This is a genomic window from Amycolatopsis sp. NPDC039088, assembly GCF_055598845.1.
The window spans coordinates 76,109-100,554 of the sequence record NZ_JBVKAE010000005.1 but is presented as its reverse complement, the minus strand read 5'-3'; the positions used below and the strand labels follow the sequence as shown (position 1 = coordinate 100,554).

23 protein-coding genes, 1 tRNA gene and 1 pseudogene are annotated in these 24,446 nt (G+C 68.4%); 15 read left to right on the top strand and 10 right to left on the bottom strand.

The genetic code is table 11. The features are described 5' to 3' along the window. The first annotated feature begins 12 nt into the window (after positions 1–12). Positions 13–2,793, top strand: coding sequence for an FtsK/SpoIIIE domain-containing protein (locus ACZ7KI_RS08335; protein WP_470272501.1), 2,781 nt, complete (start codon positions 13–15; stop codon positions 2,791–2,793). Further along, the gene (locus ACZ7KI_RS08330) at positions 2,786–3,157 is read left to right on the top strand and encodes a hypothetical protein (RefSeq protein WP_465499891.1); all 372 of its coding nucleotides are present in this window, start codon (positions 2,786–2,788) and stop codon (positions 3,155–3,157) included. The genes ACZ7KI_RS08335 and ACZ7KI_RS08330 overlap by 8 nt, the downstream gene beginning before the upstream one ends. Positions 3,158–3,251: 94 nt before the next feature. On the opposite strand, the gene ACZ7KI_RS08325 is transcribed toward ACZ7KI_RS08330, so the two are convergent. Beyond that, positions 3,252–5,729, bottom strand: coding sequence for an endonuclease/exonuclease/phosphatase family protein (locus ACZ7KI_RS08325; protein WP_470272500.1), 2,478 nt, complete (start codon positions 5,727–5,729; stop codon positions 3,252–3,254). Positions 5,730–5,923: 194 nt separating this feature from the next. Here ACZ7KI_RS08325 and ACZ7KI_RS08320 point away from each other — a divergent pair, with 194 nt between their 5' ends. Further along, positions 5,924–7,261, top strand: a complete 1,338-nt coding sequence (locus ACZ7KI_RS08320) for a BNR-4 repeat-containing protein (protein ID WP_470272499.1) — start codon at positions 5,924–5,926, stop codon at positions 7,259–7,261. A gap of 276 nt (positions 7,262–7,537) precedes the next feature. On the opposite strand, the gene ACZ7KI_RS08315 is transcribed toward ACZ7KI_RS08320, so the two are convergent. Continuing rightward, the gene (locus ACZ7KI_RS08315) at positions 7,538–7,984 is read right to left on the bottom strand and encodes a limonene-1,2-epoxide hydrolase family protein (protein WP_470272498.1); all 447 of its coding nucleotides are present in this window, start codon (positions 7,982–7,984) and stop codon (positions 7,538–7,540) included. A 91-nt stretch (positions 7,985–8,075) separates the two neighbouring features. Between ACZ7KI_RS08315 and ACZ7KI_RS08310 the strand changes: the two genes are divergently transcribed. Beyond that, positions 8,076–8,630 (top strand): DUF305 domain-containing protein, encoded by a 555-nt coding sequence (locus ACZ7KI_RS08310; protein ID WP_470272497.1) that lies wholly within the window; start codon positions 8,076–8,078, stop codon positions 8,628–8,630. Between the two features lie 42 nt (positions 8,631–8,672). Continuing rightward, a tRNA-Ser gene (locus tag ACZ7KI_RS08305) sits at positions 8,673–8,760 on the top strand. A gap of 46 nt (positions 8,761–8,806) precedes the next feature. On the opposite strand, the gene ACZ7KI_RS08300 is transcribed toward ACZ7KI_RS08305, so the two are convergent. The 3 genes from ACZ7KI_RS08300 to ACZ7KI_RS08290 all read right to left on the bottom strand — a co-directional run bounded on the left by ACZ7KI_RS08300 (position 8,807) and on the right by ACZ7KI_RS08290 (position 10,056). Further along, positions 8,807–9,013, bottom strand: a complete 207-nt coding sequence (locus ACZ7KI_RS08300) for a CsbD family protein (RefSeq protein WP_007035155.1) — start codon at positions 9,011–9,013, stop codon at positions 8,807–8,809. An 84-nt stretch (positions 9,014–9,097) separates the two neighbouring features. Then, complete coding sequence (locus tag ACZ7KI_RS08295; RefSeq protein ID WP_465460233.1) at positions 9,098–9,550, bottom strand: nucleoside deaminase; 453 nt, start codon at positions 9,548–9,550, stop codon at positions 9,098–9,100. A 23-nt stretch (positions 9,551–9,573) separates the two neighbouring features. Continuing rightward, a complete protein-coding gene (locus ACZ7KI_RS08290) occupies positions 9,574–10,056 on the bottom strand; it encodes a tRNA adenosine deaminase-associated protein (RefSeq protein WP_465459980.1) in 483 nt (160 codons plus the stop codon). Positions 10,057–10,132: 76 nt separating this feature from the next. Here ACZ7KI_RS08290 and ACZ7KI_RS08285 point away from each other — a divergent pair, with 76 nt between their 5' ends. The 8 genes and pseudogenes from ACZ7KI_RS08285 to ACZ7KI_RS08250 all read left to right on the top strand — a co-directional run bounded on the left by ACZ7KI_RS08285 (position 10,133) and on the right by ACZ7KI_RS08250 (position 17,092). Next, positions 10,133–11,362: a M20 metallopeptidase family protein gene (locus ACZ7KI_RS08285; RefSeq protein WP_470272496.1), complete on the top strand. Its 1,230-nt coding sequence runs from the start codon at positions 10,133–10,135 to the stop codon at positions 11,360–11,362. Further along, positions 11,363–11,788: pseudogene (locus tag ACZ7KI_RS08280) on the top strand (heme-degrading domain-containing protein); the annotation flags it as partial. A gap of 385 nt (positions 11,789–12,173) precedes the next feature. Then, entirely contained in the window at positions 12,174–13,139 is a 966-nt protein-coding gene (locus ACZ7KI_RS08275; protein ID WP_470272495.1) for a dihydrodipicolinate synthase family protein, read from the top strand. Between the two features lie 407 nt (positions 13,140–13,546). Next, the gene (locus ACZ7KI_RS08270; RefSeq protein WP_465499898.1) at positions 13,547–14,599 is read left to right on the top strand and encodes a fatty acid desaturase family protein; all 1,053 of its coding nucleotides are present in this window, start codon (positions 13,547–13,549) and stop codon (positions 14,597–14,599) included. Next, complete coding sequence (locus ACZ7KI_RS08265) at positions 14,596–14,775, top strand: RGCVC family protein (RefSeq protein WP_470272494.1); 180 nt, start codon at positions 14,596–14,598, stop codon at positions 14,773–14,775. The genes ACZ7KI_RS08270 and ACZ7KI_RS08265 overlap by 4 nt, the downstream gene beginning before the upstream one ends. Before the next feature lie 9 nt (positions 14,776–14,784). Continuing rightward, positions 14,785–14,943, top strand: coding sequence for a DUF6307 family protein (locus tag ACZ7KI_RS08260; protein WP_465459974.1), 159 nt, complete (start codon positions 14,785–14,787; stop codon positions 14,941–14,943). A 142-nt stretch (positions 14,944–15,085) separates the two neighbouring features. Continuing rightward, positions 15,086–16,429, top strand: a complete 1,344-nt coding sequence (lysA, locus tag ACZ7KI_RS08255) for a diaminopimelate decarboxylase (protein WP_470272493.1) — start codon at positions 15,086–15,088, stop codon at positions 16,427–16,429. 168 nt (positions 16,430–16,597) lie between these two features. Then, positions 16,598–17,092 (top strand): Lrp/AsnC family transcriptional regulator, encoded by a 495-nt coding sequence (locus ACZ7KI_RS08250; protein ID WP_061981942.1) that lies wholly within the window; start codon positions 16,598–16,600, stop codon positions 17,090–17,092. Positions 17,093–17,173: 81 nt separating this feature from the next. Here ACZ7KI_RS08250 and helR read toward each other — a convergent pair whose 3' ends face one another. Together helR and ACZ7KI_RS08240 are read right to left on the bottom strand one after the other, a co-directional pair. Next, complete coding sequence (gene helR, locus ACZ7KI_RS08245; protein WP_470272492.1) at positions 17,174–19,378, bottom strand: RNA polymerase recycling motor ATPase HelR; 2,205 nt, start codon at positions 19,376–19,378, stop codon at positions 17,174–17,176. 190 nt (positions 19,379–19,568) lie between these two features. Next, complete coding sequence (locus ACZ7KI_RS08240) at positions 19,569–21,383, bottom strand: LamG-like jellyroll fold domain-containing protein (RefSeq protein WP_470272491.1); 1,815 nt, start codon at positions 21,381–21,383, stop codon at positions 19,569–19,571. A 77-nt stretch (positions 21,384–21,460) separates the two neighbouring features. Between ACZ7KI_RS08240 and ACZ7KI_RS08235 the strand changes: the two genes are divergently transcribed. Continuing rightward, entirely contained in the window at positions 21,461–22,018 is a 558-nt protein-coding gene (locus ACZ7KI_RS08235; RefSeq protein ID WP_470272490.1) for a hypothetical protein, read from the top strand. Here the strand turns inward: ACZ7KI_RS08235 and ACZ7KI_RS08230 are convergent, their stop codons facing one another. After that, a complete protein-coding gene (locus ACZ7KI_RS08230) occupies positions 22,019–22,483 on the bottom strand; it encodes a DUF6328 family protein (RefSeq protein WP_470272489.1) in 465 nt (154 codons plus the stop codon). It abuts the gene before it with no gap. Next, positions 22,428–23,390 (bottom strand): DMT family transporter, encoded by a 963-nt coding sequence (locus tag ACZ7KI_RS08225; RefSeq protein WP_470272488.1) that lies wholly within the window; start codon positions 23,388–23,390, stop codon positions 22,428–22,430. Before ACZ7KI_RS08225 ends, ACZ7KI_RS08230 begins: the two co-directional genes overlap by 56 nt. Positions 23,391–23,474: 84 nt before the next feature. Here ACZ7KI_RS08225 and ACZ7KI_RS08220 point away from each other — a divergent pair, with 84 nt between their 5' ends. Beyond that, the gene (locus ACZ7KI_RS08220; protein ID WP_470272487.1) at positions 23,475–24,023 is read left to right on the top strand and encodes a superoxide dismutase; all 549 of its coding nucleotides are present in this window, start codon (positions 23,475–23,477) and stop codon (positions 24,021–24,023) included. A gap of 9 nt (positions 24,024–24,032) precedes the next feature. Here the strand turns inward: ACZ7KI_RS08220 and ACZ7KI_RS08215 are convergent, their stop codons facing one another. Continuing rightward, complete coding sequence (locus ACZ7KI_RS08215; RefSeq protein ID WP_470272486.1) at positions 24,033–24,434, bottom strand: TIGR03667 family PPOX class F420-dependent oxidoreductase; 402 nt, start codon at positions 24,432–24,434, stop codon at positions 24,033–24,035. Positions 24,435–24,446: the final 12 nt, after the last annotated feature.

Here is a 24,446-nt window from a genome sequence, read left to right as displayed (position 1 = left end):
CGGCGAGCCGGTATGGGCAGCAAAGCGAGTGAACAGCGCAATCGCGTCGCCACGGCGCTGGAACGGGTCCGGCATCAGATCGGGCTCGTCCTCGGAGCCGCCGCCGGCGCCCGCCAGGCCGCCGAGGCGGAACTGGCCAAACTGCAACTGGAACAGCACATCGTCCGGGTGGGGATGAACAACTCCACCTCGGATCAGTACGCCGAATGGTCGCGGCATCCCGCCGCGGGCGAGGTGTTCGGTCTGCTCGGCAGCGTGCGGAACCAGTTCTACGCGGGCTGGGAAGCGGGTCCGGACGCGCTGCGCGACCTCGTCACGAACAACGCGCCGGGCCCGGCCGGGCAGCAGCCGGGCAACTGGCTCGGCCGCGTCGGCGGGAATCCCGGCATCACCGCGCCGGGGTTGTGGCGGGTCGGCTCGGCGACCGTGCCGGGCAAGGACGTCCCGCGCACGTTCGACGTCGCGATACCCCTGCTCGACGAGTCGCATCTGTCCATCACCTCGGCACCGAAGACCCGGGCCGCGGTGGACGGCATCGTGCAGAACCTGCTGATGCGCGTGCTGAGCACCTTCGAGCCCGGCGCGGTGCGCGTCCACCTGTGGGACGTCGGGCAGCTGACCGCGATCCTGCCGGACCTCTATCCGCTGAGCCGCACGAGCGCGCTCACCCTGTACGACCCAGGGCGGCTGGAGGACCTCCTCGACGAACTGGCCGGGCACATCCGCCGTATCCACGCGACCGGCATGCAGGCGGGCCACACGTCGCTGCGGGAGATCCGGCAGGCGAGCGGCCAGCGCGTCGAACCGTTCCGCGTCGCGGTGCTCTACGGCAACGGGGAGACCCTCGAACCGGAGCGCGCCCGCGAGCTGAAACGCGTCGCCACCGGGGCGCTCGCGGCCGGGATCTGCCTGATCCTCGTCGACGTGCCGACCACCTTGTCGACGTCGGTCGAAACCCTGAGCCTGTACGACGACCGGCGCGCGACCAGCAGCATGACCGGCCCGGATCTGGTCGTGGACCTCGATCCGCCGATGCCGTCCGCGCAGGTCATCCGGGCCGCCGGGCGGATCGCCGAGGCCCTGATCGCCAAACAGGGCGGGCCCCGTTCGTTCGCCGACCTCCTGCCGACCGAACTGGGCAAGGAGAGTTCGGCGCGGGAACTGCGGGCGCCGGTCGGGTTCTACGAGGGCGAGCCGGTGGAGGTCGTCATCGGCGACGCCAGCCCGCACGCGCTCATCGGCGGGCCGAGCGGTTCGGGGAAGACGAACTTCCTGTACTCGCTGCTCGGCAGCCTCGCGGCGCGGTACTCACCGGACGAACTCGCGCTGTATCTGCTGGACTTCAAGGAAGGCGTGTCGTTCGCCGGGCTCGCCCCGGGACGGCGCGACGCCAGCTGGCTGCCGCACGCCAAGCTCATCGGCGTCAACGTCAACACCGACCGCGAGTTCGGCCTGGCGCTGCTGCGCTTCCTCGCCGACGAGCTGCGCCGTCGTTCGGCGGCGGCGAAACAGCACGAGGTCACCAATCTCGCGGATCTGCGCGAGCAGGATCCCGGCGGGCACTGGCCGCGGATCGTCGCGGTGATCGACGAGTTCCAGTACCTGTTCGCCGGCCGTGACGGCGTGACGTCGACCGCGACCCAGCTGCTGGAGGACATCGCGCGGCGAGGCCGGTCGCAAGGCATCCACCTGGTGCTGGCGAGCCAGGACGTCGCCGGGATCGAGGCGTTCTGGGGCAAACCGGCGGTGTTCGAGCAGTGCACGCTGCGGATCGCGATGCCGAAGGCGCGGCGAGTGCTGTCCGAGACCAACAACGCGGCGGTTTCGGCGCCGAAATGGCATGCGGTGATCAACCACGATTCCGGTATCGCGCACGGGAACCAGCTCGCCCATGTGCCGGACGCGAGCAGCAAGGACGTCTTCGTCAAACTGCAGCACCGGCTGTGGGAGCGCTACTCCGCTTATGCCTCCTCGGCGGGAAAGAGTGCCTCGGAGCGTAAGTCGTTCAAACGGCCTCGGCTGTTCGACGGCGCGCATTCCCCGGTGCTGGAACAGTTCCCGGTGTTCAACGACCTGAAGCCGACGAAGAAGCCGCGAGCCCTGTTGGGTCAGTCCATCGACGTCGACGAGGCCGCCTGCGGGGTCGATCTGCCTAAGGCGCCCGGCCGCAACATCGCGGTCTTGGGCGCCGCGACGGCGGAGGCACTGTCCATCATGGACTCCGCCGCGCGATCACTGGCCCGTCAGCATCCGCACGGTTCGGTGGAGTTCGTGCTTTCGTGCCCGATCGAGGCCTCCGTCCCGGCGGTGGCCGAGCTGGCCGAGCGGCTGCGCGCGGAGGGACACCACGCGTCACTGGTCGACGATCTGCCTGCCCGGGTAATCGATATCGCGGAGAATCTGTCCTCTTTGGACAACGCGAAGGTGCTGCTGCTGTACGGCGTCGACGCCTCGATCCCGTCACTGGAGGCCAAGGCCCCCGGGCAGTTGAAGAGCGGTTTGGACCAGCTGCGGGTGCTGCTGAAGCAGGGTCCGACGCACGGCGTCCACACCATCGGCTGGTGGCGCAGTGTCGCGCGGCTGAAGGACACCCTCGGTTTCGCGGGCACCGACGACATCGGCACCTGGGCCGCGCTGGACGTCCAGGGCAACGAACTGTCACCGTTCGCCGCCGGACAGGTCGTGCACTGGTCGCCGCGACCGGGTCGCGCGCTGTTCTTCGACCGCACGACCCACGGCGCACCAGAGGTGATCATCCCGTTCCAGCGGCCGGAAGGGCTTCTCGATGGATGACGGCATGACCGCGGCCATGCGGTACAAGGAGATCGTCGGCCTCGCCCGCGCTTCGGCGGAGAACCTCCGCGACTGGGAGATCGGCCGCGCGGACGAGCTGGAGGCCCGGCTCGCGGAGGCCCACCAGGCGGTCGCGGACGCCGCCGAACGCGAGCAGCGGGCGATCGACCGGTGCACGCGCTGGTGGAAGATGGCGCAGCACAACGTCGAAGGCCTCGCCTGGCTGCCGGACGACGAAGACCCCCAGCCGGTGCCGACCGCGCGCGCCGGCTACCTGGAGCGGTACCTGGAAGAGGTCAAGCCGAGCTACCAGGAACTCGTGCAGGCCGTCCTTTCCCTCGGCTGGCGCGCCAAACGCTCCTGACCCCGCTCCCCGCCCCTCCCGCGTTTCGTCCTCTAGTTGCGGTAGTACGTGGCACGAACTACCGCGTTTAGAGGACGAAACGCGGGCAAGTGGGTTACGGAGTGGGCAGGTAGGGGCCGAAGACGCGTTCCAGGTGGTCCGCCAAGTCGTAGAAGGCGTCCTGGATGGGGTTGCCCGCGCTCGGCCGGAACCGCAGCACCTGCGGGTCGTGGTCGCTCGCCTGCTTCGCGAACTCCGCGTTCAGGTGCACGACGTCGTAGTCGGTCCCGCGCGGCGCCCGCGACGCCAGGATGTGGTCGAGCACCTGCGACTGGCCCTCGAAAACGTAGCTGTACCGCTCGTTCTCCGCAAGCGACGCGATGAGGTCCTTCAGCGCGCCACCGGCGGTCAAGGTCTGCACCGCGGGCGAGAACGGGTAGTCGTTGAGGTCGCCGGCCACGACGATGTTCGCGTTCTTGTCCGACGCGAGCACCTTGTCGATGAAGCCGCGGAGCACCGTCGCCTGCTTGGCCCGCTGCACTTCGGAACTCCGGACCGGCGGCTGGTTGCGGCCGTGGGTCGGCTGGTCGCCGCCCTTGGAGTTGAAGTGGTTCGCGATGACGAACACGGTGCGGCCCTGGAAGACGAACTCACCGGCCAGCGGCTTGCGGCTGGATTCCCACGCCTCGTCGGCGGGTTCGACCCGGCCGGGCGACGCGGTCAGGTGGGTCTTGCCGCGTTCCTTCACCACACCGACCGGGGTGGTCGCGTCGCCACCCGGTCGATCCACAAAGGACACACGAGCCGGGTTGAACAGGAACCCGACGCGGATGTTGCCGCCGGGCTGCCCGCCGTCCTTGCCGTTCTCCGGGTCGATCTGCCGCCATTCGTAGCGCGGGCCACCGGCGGCGACGATCGCGTCGACGAACTTCTGCAACGTCTGGTCCGCGGCGACGGTGCCGTCGTTGGTGGGCCCGTTGTTGTCCTGGATCTCTTCCAGGTTCAGGATGTCCGGCTTCGCCAGGTTGGTGGCGATGGCCTTGGCCAGCTCGCCGAACTTCTCCGCACTGTCCAAAGCGGACAGATTCTCGACGTTGTAGGTCGCCACCGACAGCTCACCGCTGCGCTGCTTACGGGTGCTCTCGCGCTGCAGGCCGTTGTCCTTGGCCGCGCCCAGCTTCGTCGCGAACAGCGTGTAGCCGCCGAAGTTGCTGTACTCGACCGGGCCGGAGGTCTCGCCGGTGAGCACGTCACCGGTGTTGACCTTCGGGAAGGGTGTCTCGGCGAACGGGATCAGCGACGCGACCTTGAGCACGCCGGTGTTGAGCCGGTCGTAGTCCAGGTACACCGTGCCGCCGCGGACGCTCGGGTTCTGCTCCGGCTTGGTGGTCACGTAAAGCTCGTTGAACGACGACGTCGGGCCGACGACGCGCGCGTCGGAGACGCTGACCGTCTCGCTCTCGTGCGCCTCCCAGAAGTCCAGCGAGTACTTCGACGGCTCCAGCGGCAGCGGTTCGATGTTGCCGCCCGGCGCCGGGGCGACGGTGTCCGGGACCGACGCCGGCGTGACGACGGTCGGCGCGGGCACGGCGTTTCCGCTCGAATCGACCGTCCACTGTGCACTCGTCAGCTCGGTGAGCGACTGGTACGGCGAGGTCGCGGGCGCGTCCGGATAGAACTCGCGGACGGTGCCGGTGGCCGTCACCGCGTCACCGACGGCCACGGCGGGGGTGGTCGAACCGGTGAAGACGAACAACCCCTCGCTGGTGCGCGGGTCGGCGTCGGGGGCGGTGTCGGTGATCCAGAACCCGCGTGCCGAACCGAAACTCCGGATCGCGGTCACGACACCGGTGACCCCGGCGACCTTCCGGTCCTTGAACGGCGAGATCCGGGTGGTGCCCTGGATGTCGTGGATCTTCGCGGCGACCGGCGGCGGACCGGTGTCGCCCGGCGTCTCGCCCTTGCTGTTGGTCGGCGTCGGCGCGCCCGCGGTGAAGTCGGCGGCGTTGTCGTCGGTGTCCGCGAGCGTCGCCGCTCTGGCGACGGACGCGGTGTTGGACGGCGCGGACGCCGCGGTCCCCTCCCGGATGACGGCGGCCGAGCCGAAGCCGACCAGATCCTTGACGCGGGTGTCCGCCGCACAGTCGGCGGCGGTCTTGCAGGTCAGCGCCGTGGTGCCCTGGACGAGCGCGATGGTGCCGGCGGTCGCGGACAGGGCAAGCGAGCCGGTGGCGTCCGGTGTCGGCAGCGCGACCGTGCCGCCCGCGCCCTTCGCCTGCGCGACGAGGTACCGCGCGCCCGGCGCGACACCGCCGGTCAGCGGCGTGACCTGCCAACTGCTCCCCGACGCGGGCGCGTACTGGACGCTGAAGCCGTCGAGGCTCACGGCGGCCGCGCCGCGGTTGGCGAGTTCGACGAAGTCGTTGCTCAGCGTGGCCCCCGAGTTGCCACCGCCGCCGTATACCTCGGCGATCACGGCGTCGGCGCTGGGCGCGGCGAGCGCGGCCGGAGCGGCGACACCGCTCACGACCAGCCCGGAGGCGACGGCCGCGGTCAGGGCCCTTCTCCGGGCAGCACGTCGGGATGTGGTCACGCTGAGTCCCCTCTTCGCAAGATCGGTCGAGGAATACTCCCCCGAACAAGTGAAATGAGGAAGACGGCAAGACAACGATTCGTCACCGCTAGCCCGTTCGGACCCGTGCTTTCGTCGCTGCCGAGGCTGGTTTCTCCGTGTTCCTTCGTGGGAGGATCAAGCTCCGCCGCCTGCAGACACCAGGAGGCGTTTTCATGCGCGGACTTCTTTGCGCGCTCGTCCCTCTTCTCGCGGCGGGTCTCGTGACCCCGGTATCCCCGGCGGCCGCCGAACCACCCGGAAAGGCCGCGTTCGAGGTGATGACCCCGGCGAGCTCGGTCGCGTCCCGCACCGATCGGCGGCCTACCGCGGGCGGGATCCACGACCCGGTCGCGCGCAAGACCTTCATCTCGTGGTCCGGCAAGGCCGCGGACACCTACGTCCAGGCCTACGACCACCGGACCGGCACCTGGACCGCGCCGAAGAAGATCGCCGACGGCGAGTCCGATCCGCACAACTACCCGACGATGCTGCTCGCGGGCGACGGGCATCTGCTGATCTTCCGCGGCATGCACAACACGCGCACCGTGATCAGCCGCGCGCCACTGGCCCACTCCCTCGACGGCACCTGGACCGACACGGAGGTAACGGCCGGTGACTCGGCGAGTTACCCGATGCCGGTCAAAACCGCCGACGGCACGCTGTTCATGTTCTACCGCGAGACGACCAACGAACTCGATCCGGCGGCGAACCCGGACTTCCGCCCGATGAAGTACATCGTCTCCCGCGACAACGGGAAGACCTGGAAGAACTCCGTGGAGCTGACCGGGAAACAGTGGGCGTTCGGTTCGCTGGGCCGCGCCGACCACATGGACGAGATCTACGTCGGCCAGTTGCGGTACCTGCCGTCGTCCGGACGGATCCAGTTCGTCTACACCCTGGCCGGCGGTGGCCCTGCGCAGCACAAGCACGACGTCTACCACCGCAACGTCTACTACCTGTCTTTCGACGTCCGGACCCTGCGGTTCTTCTCCGCGGCGGGGCGCGACCTCGGCACTCAGGTCGACGACGCCGAGCAGGAGCGGTACCTGAAGGTCGTCGAGACCCCGCTCGAACTCCCGGGCGGGCTCAAGTCGCCGGACTACATCCTGCAGGTCGGCACGCAGCGCGACGGCAAACCGTTCGTCACCTGGTTCCAGTTCGACGCCGCGGGTTCGCCGCGCGATTTCGCGGGCGCGTGGAACGGCAGGAACTGGGAAGTGCGCGAAGTCGCGAACGGACTCCGATTGCGCGAGATCGAACCGCTCAACGGAGGCACTTGGCGCGTTTACGGAACACGTGACGGACAGCCGGGCATCGAAACGTTCTTGCTCGGGAACGGACGCGTCTGGAAGCCGGAAACCGTGATCACCACACCGAAGCCGGTCCAGCGGGTCGAGGTGATCACCGGATTCCGGGATCCCGCCCGCATTCTGGCGACCGGTGCGTCCAGTGCGCGTGACGTCGCCGTGGCCGACGGTGACATTTATGTCGCGGGAATGCCGCGCACATAGACCATTGGTGTTCCCCTGCCTTAAATGAACCTCAAGTCCGGGTACAACCCGGCGTTTTCGGAGTTACCTTTGCGACGTGAGCGAGGACACACTCCTCCCTCACCTCGCCGGAGCCGATCTCGCGCCAGACGAGGCGAAGATTTCCGACGCTCACCGGGGAGAGTGAGCGGGGGGAACTGGGGAAATGGGGGGCGCACCGCCGGTGCACGGGACCCGTCAGGGGAGGACGGAGCCCGTACACCGGCGGTGCGTCATGTCCAGCCCTCGTGAGGCGGATCAGCGTTCCAGTTCCTGCCGCGCGCGGTACTTGCCGATGAGCGACTTCGCCCCGGCGACAGCGGCCTTCCCCGCGCCCTTCGCGCTCGCCGCGAGGAATGTCGTCCAATCGAAGTAATCCCGCCACAGCACGATGCGGCCGTCACGCACTTCGAAGGTGCCGCACACCCAGAACTCGGCCTCCCAGGTGCCGCGGCGCAGGACGTCGGTGCGCTCGGTGAGCACGATCGGGCCGTCGGCGGCGATGTGGTGCGTGCGCGCCTCGAAACCGCTGCCGTAACGAGCCAGGGTGCGCAGCTGTTTCTCCACCGCCCCGAGGCCGCGGGCGGCGGGAAGCGGGACGTTCTGATAGACGATGTCGATCGCCAGGAAACCCAGCGCGCGATCGATGTCGAGCTCTTCGAGGGCCTGAAGGAAACCGGTCACCACGGTCTTCGGATCCGTCATGCCTGCCAAGGCTAATCCGATTTTGAACCGCCGGAAGGTCACAGCCGTATCACAGAGCGGGGGCCAGTTCCCCATGACTACGGAGGTCTCAATGCGACGGCGACTGCCGATGGCCCTGCTCGGACTGCTCGTCTGGGTGCTCGCGGCCTGCTCGACCGCCACGGGTGCCGCTCCGGCGGCGCAGGGCGGACCGGGCGCCAACCAGGCCGACATCACGTTCTCCCAGCAGATGGTCCCGCATCACCAGCAGTCGATCCAGGTCGCGAACCTGGCGTCGGAACGGTCGGCGTCCGAGTTCGTGAAGTCCGTCGCGGCCAAGATCATCAAGGCCGAGTCGGCCGAGGTACAGACGATGACCGGCTGGCTGCAGTCGTGGAACGCCGCCGTGCTCCCCGCGGCGGGCCACGCCGGGCACTCGATGCCGGGGATGATCACCTCGGGGCAGGTCGCCGCACTGCAGAACCTGACCGGCGACGAGTTCGACCGGACTTGGCTCCCGTTGATGGCCGAGCACCTGCGCAACGGCGTCACGATGGCGAAGACCGTGCTGTCATCGGGCGAGCACGCCGAGACCAAGGCGCTGGCACAGGAGATCGTCGAGAACCAGACGGCGGCGATCGACGAGATCACCGCGGGGATTTCTTGACCCCCTGAAGGGCCTCCAACGCCCTCCGGTATTGTTCTCGGCGGTGGCGTGTCCGAGCGGCCGAAGGAGCACGACTCGAAATCGTGTGACGGTTAATACCCGTCCGTGGGTTCAAATCCCACCGCCACCGCAGCGAAGAGCCGGTCTCCACGGAGACCGGCTCTTCTGCGTGAGGGCTACTTGTTGAACTTGTCCTTGAGGTCCTGCACGCCGCCTTCCGCGCGATCACGCAGATCGTGCCCGGCTTCCTTGACCTGGCCCTCGGTCTGGTCGGCTCGACCGGAGTTCGCGAGGTCCTGGTTGTCGGTCTTCTCGCCGAGCTTCTCCTTGGCGGCGCCGATGGCCTGCTCGGCCTTGTCCTTCGCCTTGTCGAAAACGCTCATGGCGGACGTTCCTCCTTCGACTGCGGCCGCCGTTTGCGGCCGCCTGTCTCCGGAGTACCCGGGGAGCGGAAAGCGACACATCTGTCACCCGGTGCGGTTACCCCGTTGCCCGTGGAAGAAGTCTTCGAGCAGGGCCGCGCACTCGGTCTCCAGCACCCCGCCGACGACCTCCGCGCGGTGGCTGAGCCGCCGGTCCCGGACGACGTCCCACAGCGACCCCACCGCCCCGGTCTTCGGCTCCCAGGCGCCGAAGACGAGCTTCGCGACCCTGGCCATCACGAGGGCTCCGGCGCACATCGTGCACGGCTCCAGTGTCACCGCGAGCGTGCAGCCTTCGAGCCGCCAGCCGTCGCCGTAGATCTTGGACGCGGCCCGTAACGCGAGGATCTCCGCGTGCGCCGTCGGGTCGCCGTACTCCTCACGCGCGTTGCGCGCGGACGCCAGCGGGGTGCCGTCCGGTGCCAGTACGACGGCACCGATCGGCACGTCGTCGCCCGCACCCCGCGCCGCTTCGATCGCCGCCTGGACGGCGGCGATGTCGGCGGCGGAGGCGGAGGGGCTCAGATCTCGTCCAGGATCTTGGAGAACTCGGCGGCGAATCCGCACCGCTGCGCGACCATCTGCAGCTGTTCGTCCGGATAGAGGTCGACCTCGCCGACGATCACCTCGAGTTCGGCACCCGGCAGACCGAGATCGGTGAGGATCTCCAGGTCGCCTTCCGGCCAGACCGCGTCGTCGTCCTCGTCCGGCGGGTCGACTCTCAGCACGTCGAGGACGTCGGCGGCGATGTCGTAGTCGAGCGCCGCGGCGGCGTCGGACAGCAGCAGCGAGGGACCTCTCGGACTCGGCCGGACGATCACGAAGAACTCGTCGTCGACCGCCAACAGCCCGAAGGCGGCACCTGTCGAACGCAATTTCCCGAGCTCGGTGATCGCAGCGTCGAGTTCCGCGAGCGCCCCTGGATCAAGAGAGCTGCACCGCCACCGACCGTCCTCCCGCACCACGGCCACCGCGAACCCCGTGATCGGCTCTTGCACCGCCATGCGCACACCGTATTCCGCCCGCATTCGGAACGCACGCACGGTGCGCCCGAAGCGCCTCATGCGCCACTATCGAGACATGACCGGACCCACCGACCTGCCCACTCTCCCCGACGCGCGCTTCGCCGGTTTGCTGGACGAAGCCCGCGCACTCCAAGCGAAAACCGTAGAGCTCCGCCGGGAGATCCACCGGAATCCGGAGATCGGACTGCACCTGCCGAAGACCCAGGCCGCGATCAAAGCGGCGCTGGAGGGTCTCCCGCTGGAGATCACCGAGGGCAAATCGACCACTTCGCTGACCGCCGTCCTCCGTGGCGGAAAGCCGGGGCCGTCGATCCTGCTCCGCGGCGACATGGACGCGCTGCCGCTGCAGGAGGACACCGGCCTCGACTTCGCCTCCGAAGACGACGGCTCGATGCACGCGTGCGGACACGACACCCACGTCGCGATGCTGGCTTCGGCGGCGCGGCTGCTGAGCGAGCACGTCGACGAACTGGCCGGTTCGGTCGTGTTCATGTTCCAGCCCGGCGAGGAAGGCGAGCACGGCGCGCGCCACATGATTCACGAAGGCGTGCTCGACGCCGCGGGCGAACGGGTCGAGAAGGCGTTCGGCCTGCACATCTTCACCCAGGTCGAATCCGGCATCGTGCAGACCCGGCCGGGGCCGATCATGGCTTCGGCGAACAGCTTCCACGTCAAGGTCACCGGCCGGGGCGGGCACGGCTCGGCGCCGCACCAGGCCATCGACCCGGTGCCCGCGGCGGCGGCGATGGTCGGCGCGCTGCAGACGATGGTGGCCCGCAAGGTGAGCGTGTTCGAGCCCGCGGTGGTTTCGGTCACCCGCATCGAGGCGGGGACGACGACCAACATCATCCCGGAGACGGCGTTCCTGGAGGGCACCATCCGCACGCTGTCCGAGCGGACGCTGGCGTTCGTGCGCGAGGAAGTGCCGAAGGTGTGCGAGGCGATCGGTGCCGCGCACGGCGTCCGGGTGAGCGCCGAAGTGGTCTCCGGTTACCCGGTCACGGTGAACGATCCGCAGGTCGCCGGCCGGGTGCTGGAGCTGGCCGCCGAGGTGCTCGGGGCCCGCAACGCCGAGGGCATGGAGAACCCGGTGATGGGCGCGGAGGACTTCTCCTACGTCCTGCAGCGCGTCCCGGGGGCTTTCGCGTTCCTCGGCGCCTGCCCACCCGGCGCCGACCTGGCCACCGTCGAGGCGAACCACTCGAACCGGGTGATCTTCGACGAGGACGCCATGGCCAACGGCGTCGCGATGTACGCCGCCTTCGCCCTGGACGCACTGCGGTAGGAGGAGCGACTCGTCTTCCGCCGGTTCGACAACGAGACCGCGCTGCAGCTGGGCCTCCACCTGCTCGCCGCGGCACGGGACCGCACCCTTCCGGTGACGGTCTCCGTGCGCCGCGGCGGGCAGCGGCTGTTCCACGCGGCGTTGCCGGGCACTTCCGCCGACAACGACGCGTGGCTCGACCGCAAGAGCCGCGTCGTCGATCGCTACGGGCACAGCTCGTTCTTCGTCGGTGAGCAGTTCCGCGCGAAGGGCACGACGTTCGAGGCCGAGTCACGCCTGGACCCGGATCTGTACGCCGCGCACGGCGGCGTGTTCCCGGTGATCGTCGAGGACGTCGGCCCGGTCGGGACTGTCGGCGTCTCGGGCTTGCCGCAGGCCGACGACCACGCGTTCGACGTGGAGCAACTAGAGGCATTTCTGTCGTGAGTGATTTGGGCCGCTAGAACGAACCCTCTCTCAGGTACCTACTCGTGGCCTGCAGGCTTGCTCGGAAGGTGTGAGGGTCGAGTTTCCTCGGCTGAGCCGAGGGAAGGGGTCCTTCACGCGCCGCTGTTGTGACTGGTGGTGCCGCTGGGGTTTGTGATGGGGTTTCGGGTCCGTGAAGGACTCCTTGAGGGACTCTGGGTCCCTCAAGGAGTCCTTCACGGACCAGCGCTACCCAGCTCACCCGCCGTAGGTAACCAAAACACCGTTGGCCAGAACGACCCAAATCACTCACGAGCCCTAGGCCGCACGCCCCAATTCCCAGGACACCCGTCCCGATCCCCGCCTCATGCTACCGTAGGACGTCACATCATATATCAGATCGGACATGCCAGTGACGATCGCTTCTTCGTTCGACGAGCTGAAACGAGCGCTGTCCGGGGTCGTGGCGATCCCGGTGACCCCGTTCGACGCCGACGGCACCGTGGATCCGGAGACCTACGAGAAGCTGGTGGACCGGCTGATCACCGGCGGCATCGACGTCGTGACGCCGAACGGCAACACCGGCGAGTTCTACGCACTCGACGAGGCCGAGGCGCGGCACTGCCTCGAACTGACGGTCAAGACCGCGGGCGACCGGGCGACCGTGGTCGCCGGTGTCGGGCATGACGTCGCCACGGCGATCCGCGCGGCACGGCACGCGCGGGAGGCGGGCGCGGAGCTGATCATGATCCACCAACCGGTGCATCCGTACGTCTCGGCGGAGGGCTGGGTCGAATACCACCGCGCCATCGCGGCGTCGGTGCCGGAGCTGGGTGTCGTGCTGTACGTGCGCAACGCGCTGATCGGCGGCGAGCAGCTGACCCGGCTCGCCGACGCCGCGCCGAACGTCGTCGGCGTGAAGTACGCGGTGCCGGATCCCGTGCGGTTCGCGTCGGTGGCACGGGACGCCGGGTTCGATCGGTTCACGTGGATCGCCGGACTGGCGGAGCTGTCCGCGCCCGGCTACTTCGCCGTCGGTGCGACCGGGTTCACGTCGGGACTGGTGAACGTCGCGCCGTCGATCTCGCTGGAGATGTTCCGTTCGCTACGGGACGGTGACTTCCGCGGCGCCATGGCGGACTGGGAACGCATCCGCCCCTTCGAAGAGATGCGGGCCGCGAACAGTAACGCCAACAACGTGAGCGTCGTGAAAGAAGCGTTGGCACAGCTGGGTTTGTGCCGCCCCGACGTACGACCGCCGAGCCGCCCGCTCCTACGCGGCGAACGCGAAGAAGTCGCGTCACTGCTGGAAAGCTGGGGCCTGCGCCAGAAGTTTTCTGACCGTGTTCACGCCCGTCAAGGGCGGGCGTGAACACGGCGACAGGTCAGAGGTCTTGGCCATCGATGATCGCGGCGTGGCCCATCTGGGCGCCTCGGGGCGCGCCTTGCGGCGCGGCGGGCGGCTGCTCACCGGACGAGGCCGGCGGGACCATGAGCGCGAAGGGATCGATGTCTGGCCGGTGCTCCTGCCTCCGGTCGGATCTCGGACCGGACGGAACCGGGGGAAGTTTCCCTCGATGTCCTTGACTGTACGCCAGATCGTGCTGTTCCGGTGAATTGCTTCCGCTGGACCGGCATGGGACGATGGTGGTAGACCACGGAGCTACCGTGGCGTGTTGTGGGGACCAGTGCCACTCTCGGCCGAACCAGACCCCTTCGGTGTTCCGAAACCCGTTGCTGGACTGACCACTCTCACAAACCAGAACGGTGTGATTTCTCATGACTTTCGCAACGCCGCTGGATCAGCCGGCGTCGCCGTCCAAACAGGGCACCGACTTCGCCGAGTTGTCCAAATTGGTCAAAGACGCCGGCCTGCTCAAACGAAGGCGCGTCTACTACGCGCTCAAAATCTCCCTGAACCTCCTCGCTTTCGCGGGCGGTTGGGTGGCCTTCGCGCACCTCGGGGATTCCTGGTGGCAGCTGTTCCTCGCCGCCTTCTTCGCGATGATGTTCACGCAGCTGTCCTTCATCGGACACGACGCCGGGCACAAGCAGATCTTCTCGAGCCGCAAGGCGAACGACGCCACCGGATTCGTCCACGGTGGACTGACCGGGTTGAGCTACGGCTGGTGGATCGGCACACATAACCGCCACCACGCCAACCCCAACCACGAGGACGAAGACCCGGACGTCAACCTCGCGGCCCTCATCTTCACCAAGGCCCAAGGTGCCGAACGACGCGGTTTCCTGCGCTGGATGGCGAAATACCAGGCGTACCTGTTCTTCCCGCTGCTGTTGCTGGAAGGCCTGAACCTGCACGTGTCGAGCGTGACGGCGATCTTCCAGCGCGGCTTCAAGCGGCGGAAGCTCGAATCGGCGCTGATGCTGGCCCACATCGCCGCGTATCTGACAGCGGTGTTCGTGGTCCTCTCGCCCGGTGTCGGCTTCGCCTTCATCGCCGTGCACCAATGCCTCTGGGGCGTGTACATGGGCTGCTCGTTCGCCCCGAACCACAAGGGCATGCCCACGCTTTCGGCCGGTCACAAGCTCGACTTCCTGCGCAAGCAGGTGCTCACCTCGCGCAACGTGCGCGGCGGTCCGGTCGTGGACTTCGCCCTCGGCGGGCTCAACTACCAGATCGAGCACCACCTGTTCCCGAGCATGGCCCGGCCGAACCTCAAGCACGCCCAGGTGATCGTGAAGGAGTTCTGCGCGAAGCACGGCATCGACTACGCGCAATGCGGTTGGGCGGCGTCCTACGGGTACGTCCTGCGGCATCTGCACGAGGTCGGGGCTCCGCTGCGCGCCCAGGCGACGGCCGGTGCGCGATGACCGCCGTCCAGTCCCTCGGTGACGTCGCCGAACCCGCCGCCGACGACCGCTGCCCGAGCTGCCCGCATCCGATGTCCGCGCACGACGCGATCGCGCGACGGTTCTGCACCGCGACCGCGGCCGGTGGCTTCAGCCGCGGCTGCACCTGCGCCACGAAGCCCGAAACAACCGAATAGAGGTTCACCGTGAACGCCGAAACCATCCCCGTCTCCCGCTACGAAATGCGGGTCGACACCGTGAAGAAGATCGTCGCCGAACACACCACCCTCGACAACGAGGCGGCGTTCTCCCTGGCCGTGCACATGGTGCGGGCCCTCGACACCGTCCCGGAGCCCGTGCGCTGAGAAGTGTGGCCGGGGTTACTCGCGCGTTAACAACGCGTCAGTGACCCGCCCGGCGACGTCAGGGAGATGTTGGCGGAGCGGCCGCGGCCGGTCGATCGGAGTTGTGCTGGCGGAGCACTGACCGATCGACGCGGAGGTACCCGTGACGCTCAGCGAGCTCCTGCCCAGCCTCGGTTGCGAGGCCGCCGACCATCTCGAACCCGGGGTCTGGCCGAGGAGCACCCGCCTCGGCCCCGGCGGGGAACTGCTCTTCGCCGGCGCGCCGGTGTCCCACCTCGCCGCCCGGTTCGGGACACCGGCGTACCTGCTCGACGAAGACGAGGTCCGGCAGAACGCCCGCGCGTACCGGAAGGCGCTGCCCGACGCCGAAGTGGCGTACGCGAGCAAAGCGCTGTGCACCCGGGCGGTCCTGCGCTGGATCGCCGAGGAAGGCCTTTCCCTCGACACCTGCTCGGCGGGCGAGATCGCCGTGGCGCGGTCGATCGGCTTCCCGCCCGAGCGGATCCTGCTGCACGGCAACGCGAAGACCCCCGAAGACCTCAAAGCCGCGTTGTCCTACGGCGTCCGCCGGATCGTGGTGGACTCGCTCGACGAGATCGAGCAACTCGGCGCGCTCACCACCGGCGCGCAACAGGTGCTGATCCGCGTGACCCCCGACGTCGCGGCGGGCACGCACGCGGCGATCACCACAGGCACCGAAGGCCAGAAGTTCGGCTTCTCGCTGCGCGGGGAGGTCCGCGACAACCTCGACCGGGCCGTCTCCGCCGTCCTCGCCCAACCGGGGCTGCGCCTCGCCGGGTTGCATTGCCACATCGGCTCGCAGGTGTCGCGGGTGGATTTCTACGAACTGGCCGCCCGCAAAATGGTCGGGGTGCTCGTCCGGCTCCGTGAGAGCCACGGCATCACCCTGCGCGAATTGGACCTCGGCGGCGGGCACGCCGTCCGCTATCTGCCCGGCGACACCGGTTTCGACATCGACGGCTACGTGCGCCGGCTGCGGATCGCTCTCGCCTACGAATGCACATCGCACGGCTTCCCGCTGCCGAAACTGACGATCGAGCCGGGCCGCGCGATCGTCGGCCCGGCAGGCATCACCGTGTACCGGGTCTGCGCGGTGAAACGCGGATCGCGCACCTTCGTCGCCGTCGACGGCGGCATGAGCGACAACGCCCGCCCCGCGCTCTACGGGGCGGCGTACACCGCCCGGCTGATCGGCAGGCGCAGCCGCGCGGCCAGGCGGCCGGTGACGGTGGTCGGCAGGCACTGCGAATCGGGCGACATCCTCGCCGACGGACTCGCGCTCCCCGACGACGTCCACCCCGGCGATCTGCTCGCCGTGCCGTGCACCGGGGCCTACCACCACTCGCTCGCGTCGAATTACAACCTCGTGGGCAGGCCGCCGGTCGTCGGCGTCTCACGCGGTACGGCGACCCTGCTCGTACGGCGTGAGACCGAGGAAGACCTGCTGAAACGCGATCTCGGCTGACCCGGCTTCCGAAAACCTCGGCCCTCTCCCTGTCGCACGACAGAATCCTGCGCAAGACAACGTCTTGAAAGAGAATCGCGACAAACAACTTAACGGCGGTAGCATTACGGGCATTGATCGATACGCTGCGCGACAAGAATCGCATGCCGAAACAAAGGGAGGGACGGCATGGGTGACGAACCACGCGCGCAGATGGAGCAGCGCACACCTAGAGGTTTGGACAATACCGATCGCACTCTGATCGCCCTGTTGCAAGTCGACGGGCGGGCCTCGTTCACGGCGCTCGCCAAGGCCGTCGGCCTGTCGGAGGGCGCCGTACGGCAGCGCGTCCAGCGACTGCTGCGGGACGAGACGATGCAAATCGTCGCGGTCACGGATCCGGCGAACGTCGGCCTCGGCAGGCAGGCGATGGTCGGGGTCAAGGTCCACGGTGATCCGCGGGCGGTCTCCGACCAGCTCTCCGGATTGCCGGACGTCCATTACGTCGTCCTCACGGCGGGAACCTACGACCTGCTCGCCGAGGTCGCCTGCCGGGACGACGAGCACCTCTTGAGTGTGCTGAACGACGACATCCGGCCCATCCCGGGTGTCGTCAGCACCGAGACCTTGGTCTACTTGAAACTGGCAAAACAGACATACGCCTGGGGCAACCTGACCCGATAACAGTCTCGCCCGGTGCCATGAGAGGTCCTTTCCTTGCAAAATTTTGCAAGGAAAGGACCTTTCATGGCACTCGGGGGAGGGTCAGACGCAGCGAAGGTACGCGTCCGGAGTCCGCTGCCCGGAGTCGAGCCCGCGAAGGACCTTCGGCAACACACCGCTGTACAAGACCCCGAGCCGCTGGGTCGCCCGAGTCAGCGCGACGTACAGTTCCGCCTCGCCGCTGGGGCCTTCCGCGAGAATCCGCTCCGGCTCCACCACGAGGACGGAGTCGTACTCCAGGCCTTTGGTCGCGGACGGCGCGATCGCACCCGGCACGTCCGGCGGCCCGATGACCACCGAAGTACCCTCTCGCCCCGATTCCTCGCGGCCGAACTCCGCGACGGCGTCCGCGAAGTCCACTTCGGACAGTCGACGCGCCCATGGCCGAACCCCGCACGAACGTACCGAGTCCGGCGGCACGACGTCCGGGGCGAAACTCGCGAGGAGCGAGGAAGCCACCGCCATGATCTCCGACGGCGTCCGGTAGTTGACGGTCAGTTTCCGGTACACCCACCGGTCGGCGACGTACCGGGAGAGCATCGCGTCCCACGACCGCGCACCGGACGGCGACCGCCGTTGCGCGAGATCCCCGACCACGGTGAACGACCGGCTGGGGCAACGCCGCATCAGCACCCGCCAGTCCATTTCGGACAGTTCCTGCGCCTCGTCGACCACGACGTGGCCATAAGTCCATTCCCGGTCGGCGGCCGCACGCTCGGCCAGATCACGGTCGTCACGCTTCGCGAAGCGCTCCGCCAGATCGTCCGCCTTCAGCACGTCGGTCGCCCGGAGCGCGAACTCGTAATCGTCGTGGTCCTCTTCGACCTCGATGAGTTCCAGTACCCGCTCCGCGTATTCGCGCTGGGCCAGCTGCCGCCGTTCCGCCGCCCGGCGCTCGGCGGCGTGGTCCCAGCCGAGCAGCTCGACGGCCTCGTCCAGCAACGGCACGTCGGACACCGTCCACGCCGCCGCGTCCTCGCGGAACAGCGCCGGATCGGCCCCTGCCGCCCGCAACCGCTCCGGCGAGGAGTAGAGATCGGCGAGCAGCCGCTGCGGCGTCAGCACGGGCCAAAGGCGATCGAGCACCGCACCGAGCCCCAGGCTGACTTCCAGATCGCGCCGGATGTTCTTCATCATCTCCGGGCGGGTATGCGCGTCGTCCTTCGGCAGCCAGCCGTCCCCGAGCCGGTCGACAGCGCGTTCGGCGAGCGCGGTGATCACCTCGCGTTCGAAGACGGCCTTCGCCTCGTTGTGCAGCAGCCCGGTGCCCCTGGCCACTTCGCGGGCGGCCACCGCGACCTCCGTGTCGAGCGGCACGGTGACGTCGTCGAGTTCGATCGGCTCCGGTTCGGACGGCACTTCCTGCCGGTCCGTCACCGCCGCCGCGAGCACGTCCAGCATCGCCAACGAGCCCTTGAGCCGCTGAACGGCCGGCGGATCCTCGCGTTCGGTGCGCAGACCGGGGAAGAGGTCCCCCGGCGTCGCGAAAACGGCGCTGGTCTCGCCGAGCGACGGCAGGACGCGGCCGATGTGGTCGAGGAAGCCGCTGCTCGGGCCGACCACGAGCACGCCGCGGCGCTCCATCCGCTCCCGTTTCGTGTACAGCAGGTACGCCACGCGGTGCAGCGCCACCGCCGTCTTGCCGGTGCCCGGGCCGCCCTCCACGACCACGACACCAGGGTGCGCCAAGCGGATGATCTCGTCCTGCTCGGCCTGGATCGTCGCGACGATGTCCCGCATCCCCTCGCCGCGTGGCGCGTTGACCGCGGCCAGCAGTGCGACGTCGCCCCGTTCCCCCGCCGATTCCGGGCGGCCGAAGACCTCGTCGGTGAAGTCGAGGACCTTGCGGCCGAGAGTGCGGAACTGACGCCGCCGAGACATTCCCTCCGGAGACGCGCCCGTCGCGCAGTAGAACGCGCGAGACGCGGGCGCGCGCCAATCCAGCAGCAAGGGTTCGTAGTCGTTTTCGTCGTCGAAAAGACCGACCCGGCCGACATAGAGGCGGTCGCCCGAAAGGGCGTCCAATCGGCCGAAACAAAGGCCCTCGTCGGCGACCTTCAGCCGGGCCATTTCGCGGGCCTTCGTGCCGACGGAGACTTCCCGGTCCGAAAGCGCGAACCCTTCTCCCCGCAGCGCACCGGCGTACGCTTCGCTCACCCGCACACGTTCCGCGTCCAGTCGCCCGTAGAGCGACGCGATGTACTCCCGTTCGGATCGCAATTCCTCGTCGTACCCCTGGTTTGACAAGTTCCCCTCACAGCGGTTAGACTACTGACACATTCGGCGTACTGATCAGACATTCTGATTCGGGCGCCGATTTTTTATTGTCCACCACTTGTCAAGGGAGACCCGGTATCACTCCGGAAATGATCGTGCGCGATAATGGGGACCACAGCCCACCATTACCGCGCACGATCCGTGCTGCCGCCGATGCCGCTCAGCCGAGCATGAACTCGCGGGGCTCCAGTGCCCTTCCCACCACGCGGACGTCGCCGAGCCAGCCGTGGAACGCCTGCTCGACGATCGAGTCGTAGGCGTAGGCCCCGATCAGCCAAGGGCCACCGGGATTCGCGATCCCCGCGGCCGCTGTCTTCGGATTCCGCAGTACCGGGCAACCGTCGACGTACAGCGTCGTCCGCCTGCCGTCGTTGACAGCGGCGACGTGGATCCATTCCCGCAGTGCCAGTTCATGACCCCAGCAAGTGGAAATCCCGTTCTGGTTCACCGGGAACACCGCCCACTGGAACGCCGCACCGTCCGAAAGGGACAGTGTCGCGGCGGGCTCGCCGGGGTCGTCGCCGGTCTTGCCCGCTTTGCCGCCCGAGCCCTGCCTGCCGAAGAGCGCGGCCCAGGAATGCTTGCCGTCCTTGAAATCGGCGGGCAGCTTCACGAATGCCTCGACGGTGTAACCGCGCGCGAACGTCTCCGCGTTCATCGGCGCGGAGTCCGCGGTGCGCAGGTAACCGCCGCGCGCGGGCTTCTTGCCACCATCGAAGCGGAGGCTCGACCTCGACGGCTGCCGTGCGGAGAACTCACCGGAGAACCGCACCGCGTCGGGGGCGCTGCCGGGCAGGGTCACCCGCACCAGGTCGTTGCCCTGGCCGGACAGGTCGCGGACCCCGGAGACCGGCGTGCCGTCCCGCCCTTCGAACCGCCAATACGCCACGGTGCCGCGGATCAGCTGCCGTTCGGCCGGCCGCGCGGGCGGAACCGGGACCGGCGCGAAACCGGCGAACCTCGCCTCGAAATCGATCTCCATGCTGAAGTAGTCCACCGGGCCGGTGCGTTCGATCTCCTGTCGCTGCAACTCGTTCAGCCGCGGCGCCTGGTCGGCCAGCCACGGCGAGAACGTGCGGACGTCGATGACGTTCCGCGCGAGGTCGAACCGGTAGAGCCGGATCATCGCGCTGCCGCCGTAGTACCGGTCCTGGTAGTTGGTGATGTGCAGGTGGACGTCGTTGCCCGCCTTGTTCCGCTTCACCGCGCGGCCCGGTGGCCAGTAGTGCCCGTTGAGCGTCAGGAAGATCTGGTCGTTCCCGTCGACCAGCTCGTCCCACACCTTCTGCCCGAACTCCGAAAGCCGCGCTTCGCCCGCCTCGTCGGCCCATACCAATTCATGGATGGTCAAAATCGCCGGTAGCCGGGGATTTCCGGCGAGTACCGACCTCGCCCACTCCAGTCCGCCCGCCGACGGCCGCCAGTCGAGCGCCAGCAGCAGCCACTCCCGGCCACCCGCGCGGAACACGTGGTGGCTGTTGTAACCGTCCGGGCTCGCGCCGCGGAAGGTCCGGGATCCGCGTTGCCGCTGCGGACCGAAAGCGTCGAGATACGGCGTTCGGCCGCGCTGATCGTCGGTGGAGGACTTGATGTCGTGGTTGCCCGCCAGCGTGCTGTACGGGAACCGGCGCCGGTCCAGGTGCTGGAACGACCGGCTGATCTGGTCGAACTCACCCGGCTGGCCGTTCTCGGTGAGGTCACCGAGATGCGCCAGGAAGACGATGTTCTCGTCACCGCCGGTGACGTACCGCAACGTGGCGTCCAGCGGCGCGGGGTCGCCGCGGTCGGCGTCGAAGAGGTACTGGGTGTCGGGCAGGACCGCGAGGGTGAAGCGGCCGTCTTCGGTGTCCAGGCCGTGCCGGCCGGGGGTCGCCGAAGCCGCCGGTGCGCCGAGGGAGGGCAACGCGGACACCGCCGCACCGGCGCCGAGCAGGCCGGCACCACGCAGGAAGGTCCGTCGGGAGGAGTCGTTCACGGCCGCAACCTACGGTCGCGGAGGCAACGCTTCCCGAACCGCGGATGAACACTTGCTCCGCTCGGTACCTTCATCGTATGGGGGAAACCGAGACACCCGGACGGGTCAAACGCTGGCCGGTGCTCGCCGGGGTCGGCGTGGTGGTCGCCGCGGCGGCCTGGTGGATCGTGGACGAGATGCCGTCGGTGGACGAAGCCGTCGCCAGGGAGGCGCTACCCGGGATCGACGAGCATCTGCGCGCGTGGACGACGGCGACCGCCCGCTCCGGCGACCCGGGCATCCGCTGGGTGTGCACGCAGAAGGTGATCGAGACCCGGCCGGACGGGGATCTCGTCGACATCGGCCTGGTCGCGAGCTGCGACGAGGTCGCGAAAGAACGCGACGGGCTCGTCACGCGCGGCGGATTCCGGCGGCAGCCGATGGTCTACCGCATGGAACGGACCCCCGGCGGATTCCGCGTGCTCGACCGGAAGTTCGCGGAGGACGGCGCCGGCTACTCACGTTCGGTCAAGGAGATGTTCTCGTGGGTCGGCGCCCGCCGGGTGCTCGACGGCGCGAGCCCGGACGACCCGAAGTCCGTGTCCGCCGCCGCGTTCGGCCTGCCCGAAAGCACGCCGGTGCGCACGGGCCGGTGATCAGTCGCCGTTGCGGTCGATCATCTTCGGCACCACGAACCACATGACGACGAACAGCACCGCCGACACCACACCGACGATCGCCATCGCGATCGGGCCGTAGACGACCTTGGCGATGAGCGAGACCGTCGTGGTGATGGCGGCCGCGAGGCAGCCGAGCCCGACCAGAACGGACCGGTTGCCAACGGTGAGGATGCGCTCACGATTGCCGGTCCGGAACAGCAATCGGTGCCACGCGGCGGGCGCGGTGAGCAGCACCGTCGAACAGACCGTGAGCAGGACCGCCGTCAGGTGAACGGATTTCTCGAACCCGCTCGCCTCGTGGAACTCGTCGGTGAACACCACCGTGAGCAGGAAGCCGAAGAGGATCTGGACGCCCGCCTGCGCGACCCGCAGCTCTTGCAGGAGCTCACTGACGTTGCGGGTCAGGCGTTCGTTCTTCGTCTCGCCGGTGTGCTCGACCATTCAGCGGCTCCAAGACCATCGGTTGACGCCTGACCTTTTCATGCCAGCCGAGCGAAGTCACTGACACGACCACCACGGCGAGGCCCAGCCACTGAGTACCCGACAAATCGGCGTTCAAGCACAATACGCCGATAACGGCCGCCGTGACCGGAAAGGCCAGTTCCGCCAACGTCGCCCTGGCGGCGGGGGTCGACCGCAGGCCCCAGTAGTACAGGCTCAGCGCCAGCAACCCGGGGACCAGTGCGAGCAGCCCGAGTCCGAGCGCGTTGTCCCAGCCGACCGCGAACCGGCCGCCCTGATACGCCACGATGCCGGCCGCGACCGGAAGCCCGACCGTGAAGCGCAGGGTGGTGACCTCCTTCGGTGCCAGTTCGGTGGAGAGCAACCGGCCGAGCACCGTCCCCGCCGCCCACAACGCCGCCGCGCCGATCGCCAGCAGCGCCGCCTTCGCCGCGGCGAGCTGGATGTTCAGCGGATCCTTGAACGCCAGCAGCCAGGCACCCAGCAACGCCGGGATCGCGAAGAAGGCGTATCCGGCACGCACACGCTCACCGAGGACGAAGAACGCCGCGAGGACGGCGAAGACCGGCTGAAGCTTCTGCAGCACCAACGGCGTCACCGGGTCGCCCAGTTTGAAGGCGGCGGTGAACATCGCCGTCGCCAGCGCGGACGAGCCACCGCCGATGGCGAGCACGGCCAGCCATTCCCGCGGGCCGCACCGGCGCAGCGCGCGGAAGGCGCCCGGGATGAGCGGGCTGAGGACGAGCACCACCAGCAGGTGCTCCCAGAAGACGACCGTGGCCGCCGGGAGCGCCTCGGCGAGCGGAAGACGCAGAAGGCCGTCAGTGCCCCAGAGGGCCGCGGCGACCGCGACCAGCCAGGTGCGATCCGGAGGATTGGTACTCACATTGCCTGCCCATAGTTTGAGAATGATCGCCCGACCGAGTGACCCGTCTGGCGTGCCCGATGTCCGGCGGACTAGGCAGGGGACATGCGCCTCGTCCCCCTCATGACCGCTGTCGTGTCCACTGCCGCGTTACTCGCCGTCGGCGGCGCCGGAACGGCCGCCGCCACCGAAACCCCGGTGCACGTCATCACCGCCAAGGGCAAGCTCACGACGTACAAACCCGAACTGGTCCCCGCTGGAGCCCGTGCGCACGTCTTCGGGTTGACCTCCAAGGCTTTCGGCACCTCGACCGCGGTACTCGTGACCGGCCTGCTGCCCAACCGCGAATACGGTGCCCACGCGCACACGAAGCCCTGTGGTGCCACCGGCGACCTGGCCGGACCGCACTACCAGAACATCGAAGACCCGGTGAAGCCGTCGGTGGATCCGGCCTACGCCAACCCCCGAAACGAGATCTGGCTGGACCTCACCACCGACGCCACCGGCCGCGGCGTCGCTGTGTCCAAAGTGGACTGGACGTTCACCGATCGGCGGGCGAATTCGATCGTGATCCACGAAACGCATACGCACACCGACCCCGGCCACGCCGGGACCGCGGGCGCCCGGCTGGCCTGTATCACCGTCGGCTTCTAGAAGCCCGCTTTAGAAACCCCAGCCGCGTTCCGGCCGGATCCTGATCCGGACGCTGTACTCCCGGTCGAATTTCGGGACGTCGTAGTCGATCGCGGGGTAGTGCTTCTCGTACTTTTCGAGGAAGCCCGGCTGCTCCGACGCGAGACCGTCCGGCAGGATCTCGGCCTTGCCGCCGACCACCAGGATCGAGCCACCGTGCTCGTCGCTGTTGAAGTGGATGCTGACCTCGGGGTTGGCTTCGATGTGCCGGGTCTTCGCCGTGTCCGGCTGGCTGAAGACGATGAAGTCTTCGCCGTCCAGCACGAACCACACCGGGCGGGGCGAAGGCCTGCCCTTCGGGCTGATAGTGGTCAGCCAGGCGATGCTTTCCTTCGCCCGCTCGGCGAGCCGCGGGTCGGGTCGGTAGCTCATGAACCGACCAAC

Coding starts and splice junctions, on each gene's coding strand:
- ACZ7KI_RS08285 (WP_470272496.1), top strand. CDS start 10,133: ATGACCGGACCCACCGACCTGCCCACTCTCCCCGACGCGCGCTTCGCC.
- ACZ7KI_RS08215 (WP_470272486.1), bottom strand. CDS start 24,434: ATGAGCTACCGACCCGACCCGCGGCTCGCCGAGCGGGCGAAGGAAAGC.
- ACZ7KI_RS08250 (WP_061981942.1), top strand. CDS start 16,598: ATGGGTGACGAACCACGCGCGCAGATGGAGCAGCGCACACCTAGAGGT.
- ACZ7KI_RS08320 (WP_470272499.1), top strand. CDS start 5,924: ATGCGCGGACTTCTTTGCGCGCTCGTCCCTCTTCTCGCGGCGGGTCTC.
- ACZ7KI_RS08230 (WP_470272489.1), bottom strand. CDS start 22,483: ATGGTCGAGCACACCGGCGAGACGAAGAACGAACGCCTGACCCGCAAC.
- ACZ7KI_RS08270 (WP_465499898.1), top strand. CDS start 13,547: ATGACTTTCGCAACGCCGCTGGATCAGCCGGCGTCGCCGTCCAAACAG.
- ACZ7KI_RS08265 (WP_470272494.1), top strand. CDS start 14,596: ATGACCGCCGTCCAGTCCCTCGGTGACGTCGCCGAACCCGCCGCCGAC.
- ACZ7KI_RS08315 (WP_470272498.1), bottom strand. CDS start 7,984: ATGACGGATCCGAAGACCGTGGTGACCGGTTTCCTTCAGGCCCTCGAA.
- ACZ7KI_RS08220 (WP_470272487.1), top strand. CDS start 23,475: ATGCGCCTCGTCCCCCTCATGACCGCTGTCGTGTCCACTGCCGCGTTA.
- ACZ7KI_RS08330 (WP_465499891.1), top strand. CDS start 2,786: ATGGATGACGGCATGACCGCGGCCATGCGGTACAAGGAGATCGTCGGC.
- ACZ7KI_RS08300 (WP_007035155.1), bottom strand. CDS start 9,013: ATGAGCGTTTTCGACAAGGCGAAGGACAAGGCCGAGCAGGCCATCGGC.
- ACZ7KI_RS08275 (WP_470272495.1), top strand. CDS start 12,174: ATGCCAGTGACGATCGCTTCTTCGTTCGACGAGCTGAAACGAGCGCTG.
- ACZ7KI_RS08290 (WP_465459980.1), bottom strand. CDS start 10,056: ATGGCGGTGCAAGAGCCGATCACGGGGTTCGCGGTGGCCGTGGTGCGG.
- ACZ7KI_RS08235 (WP_470272490.1), top strand. CDS start 21,461: ATGGGGGAAACCGAGACACCCGGACGGGTCAAACGCTGGCCGGTGCTC.
- ACZ7KI_RS08335 (WP_470272501.1), top strand. CDS start 13: ATGGGCAGCAAAGCGAGTGAACAGCGCAATCGCGTCGCCACGGCGCTG.
- ACZ7KI_RS08310 (WP_470272497.1), top strand. CDS start 8,076: ATGCGACGGCGACTGCCGATGGCCCTGCTCGGACTGCTCGTCTGGGTG.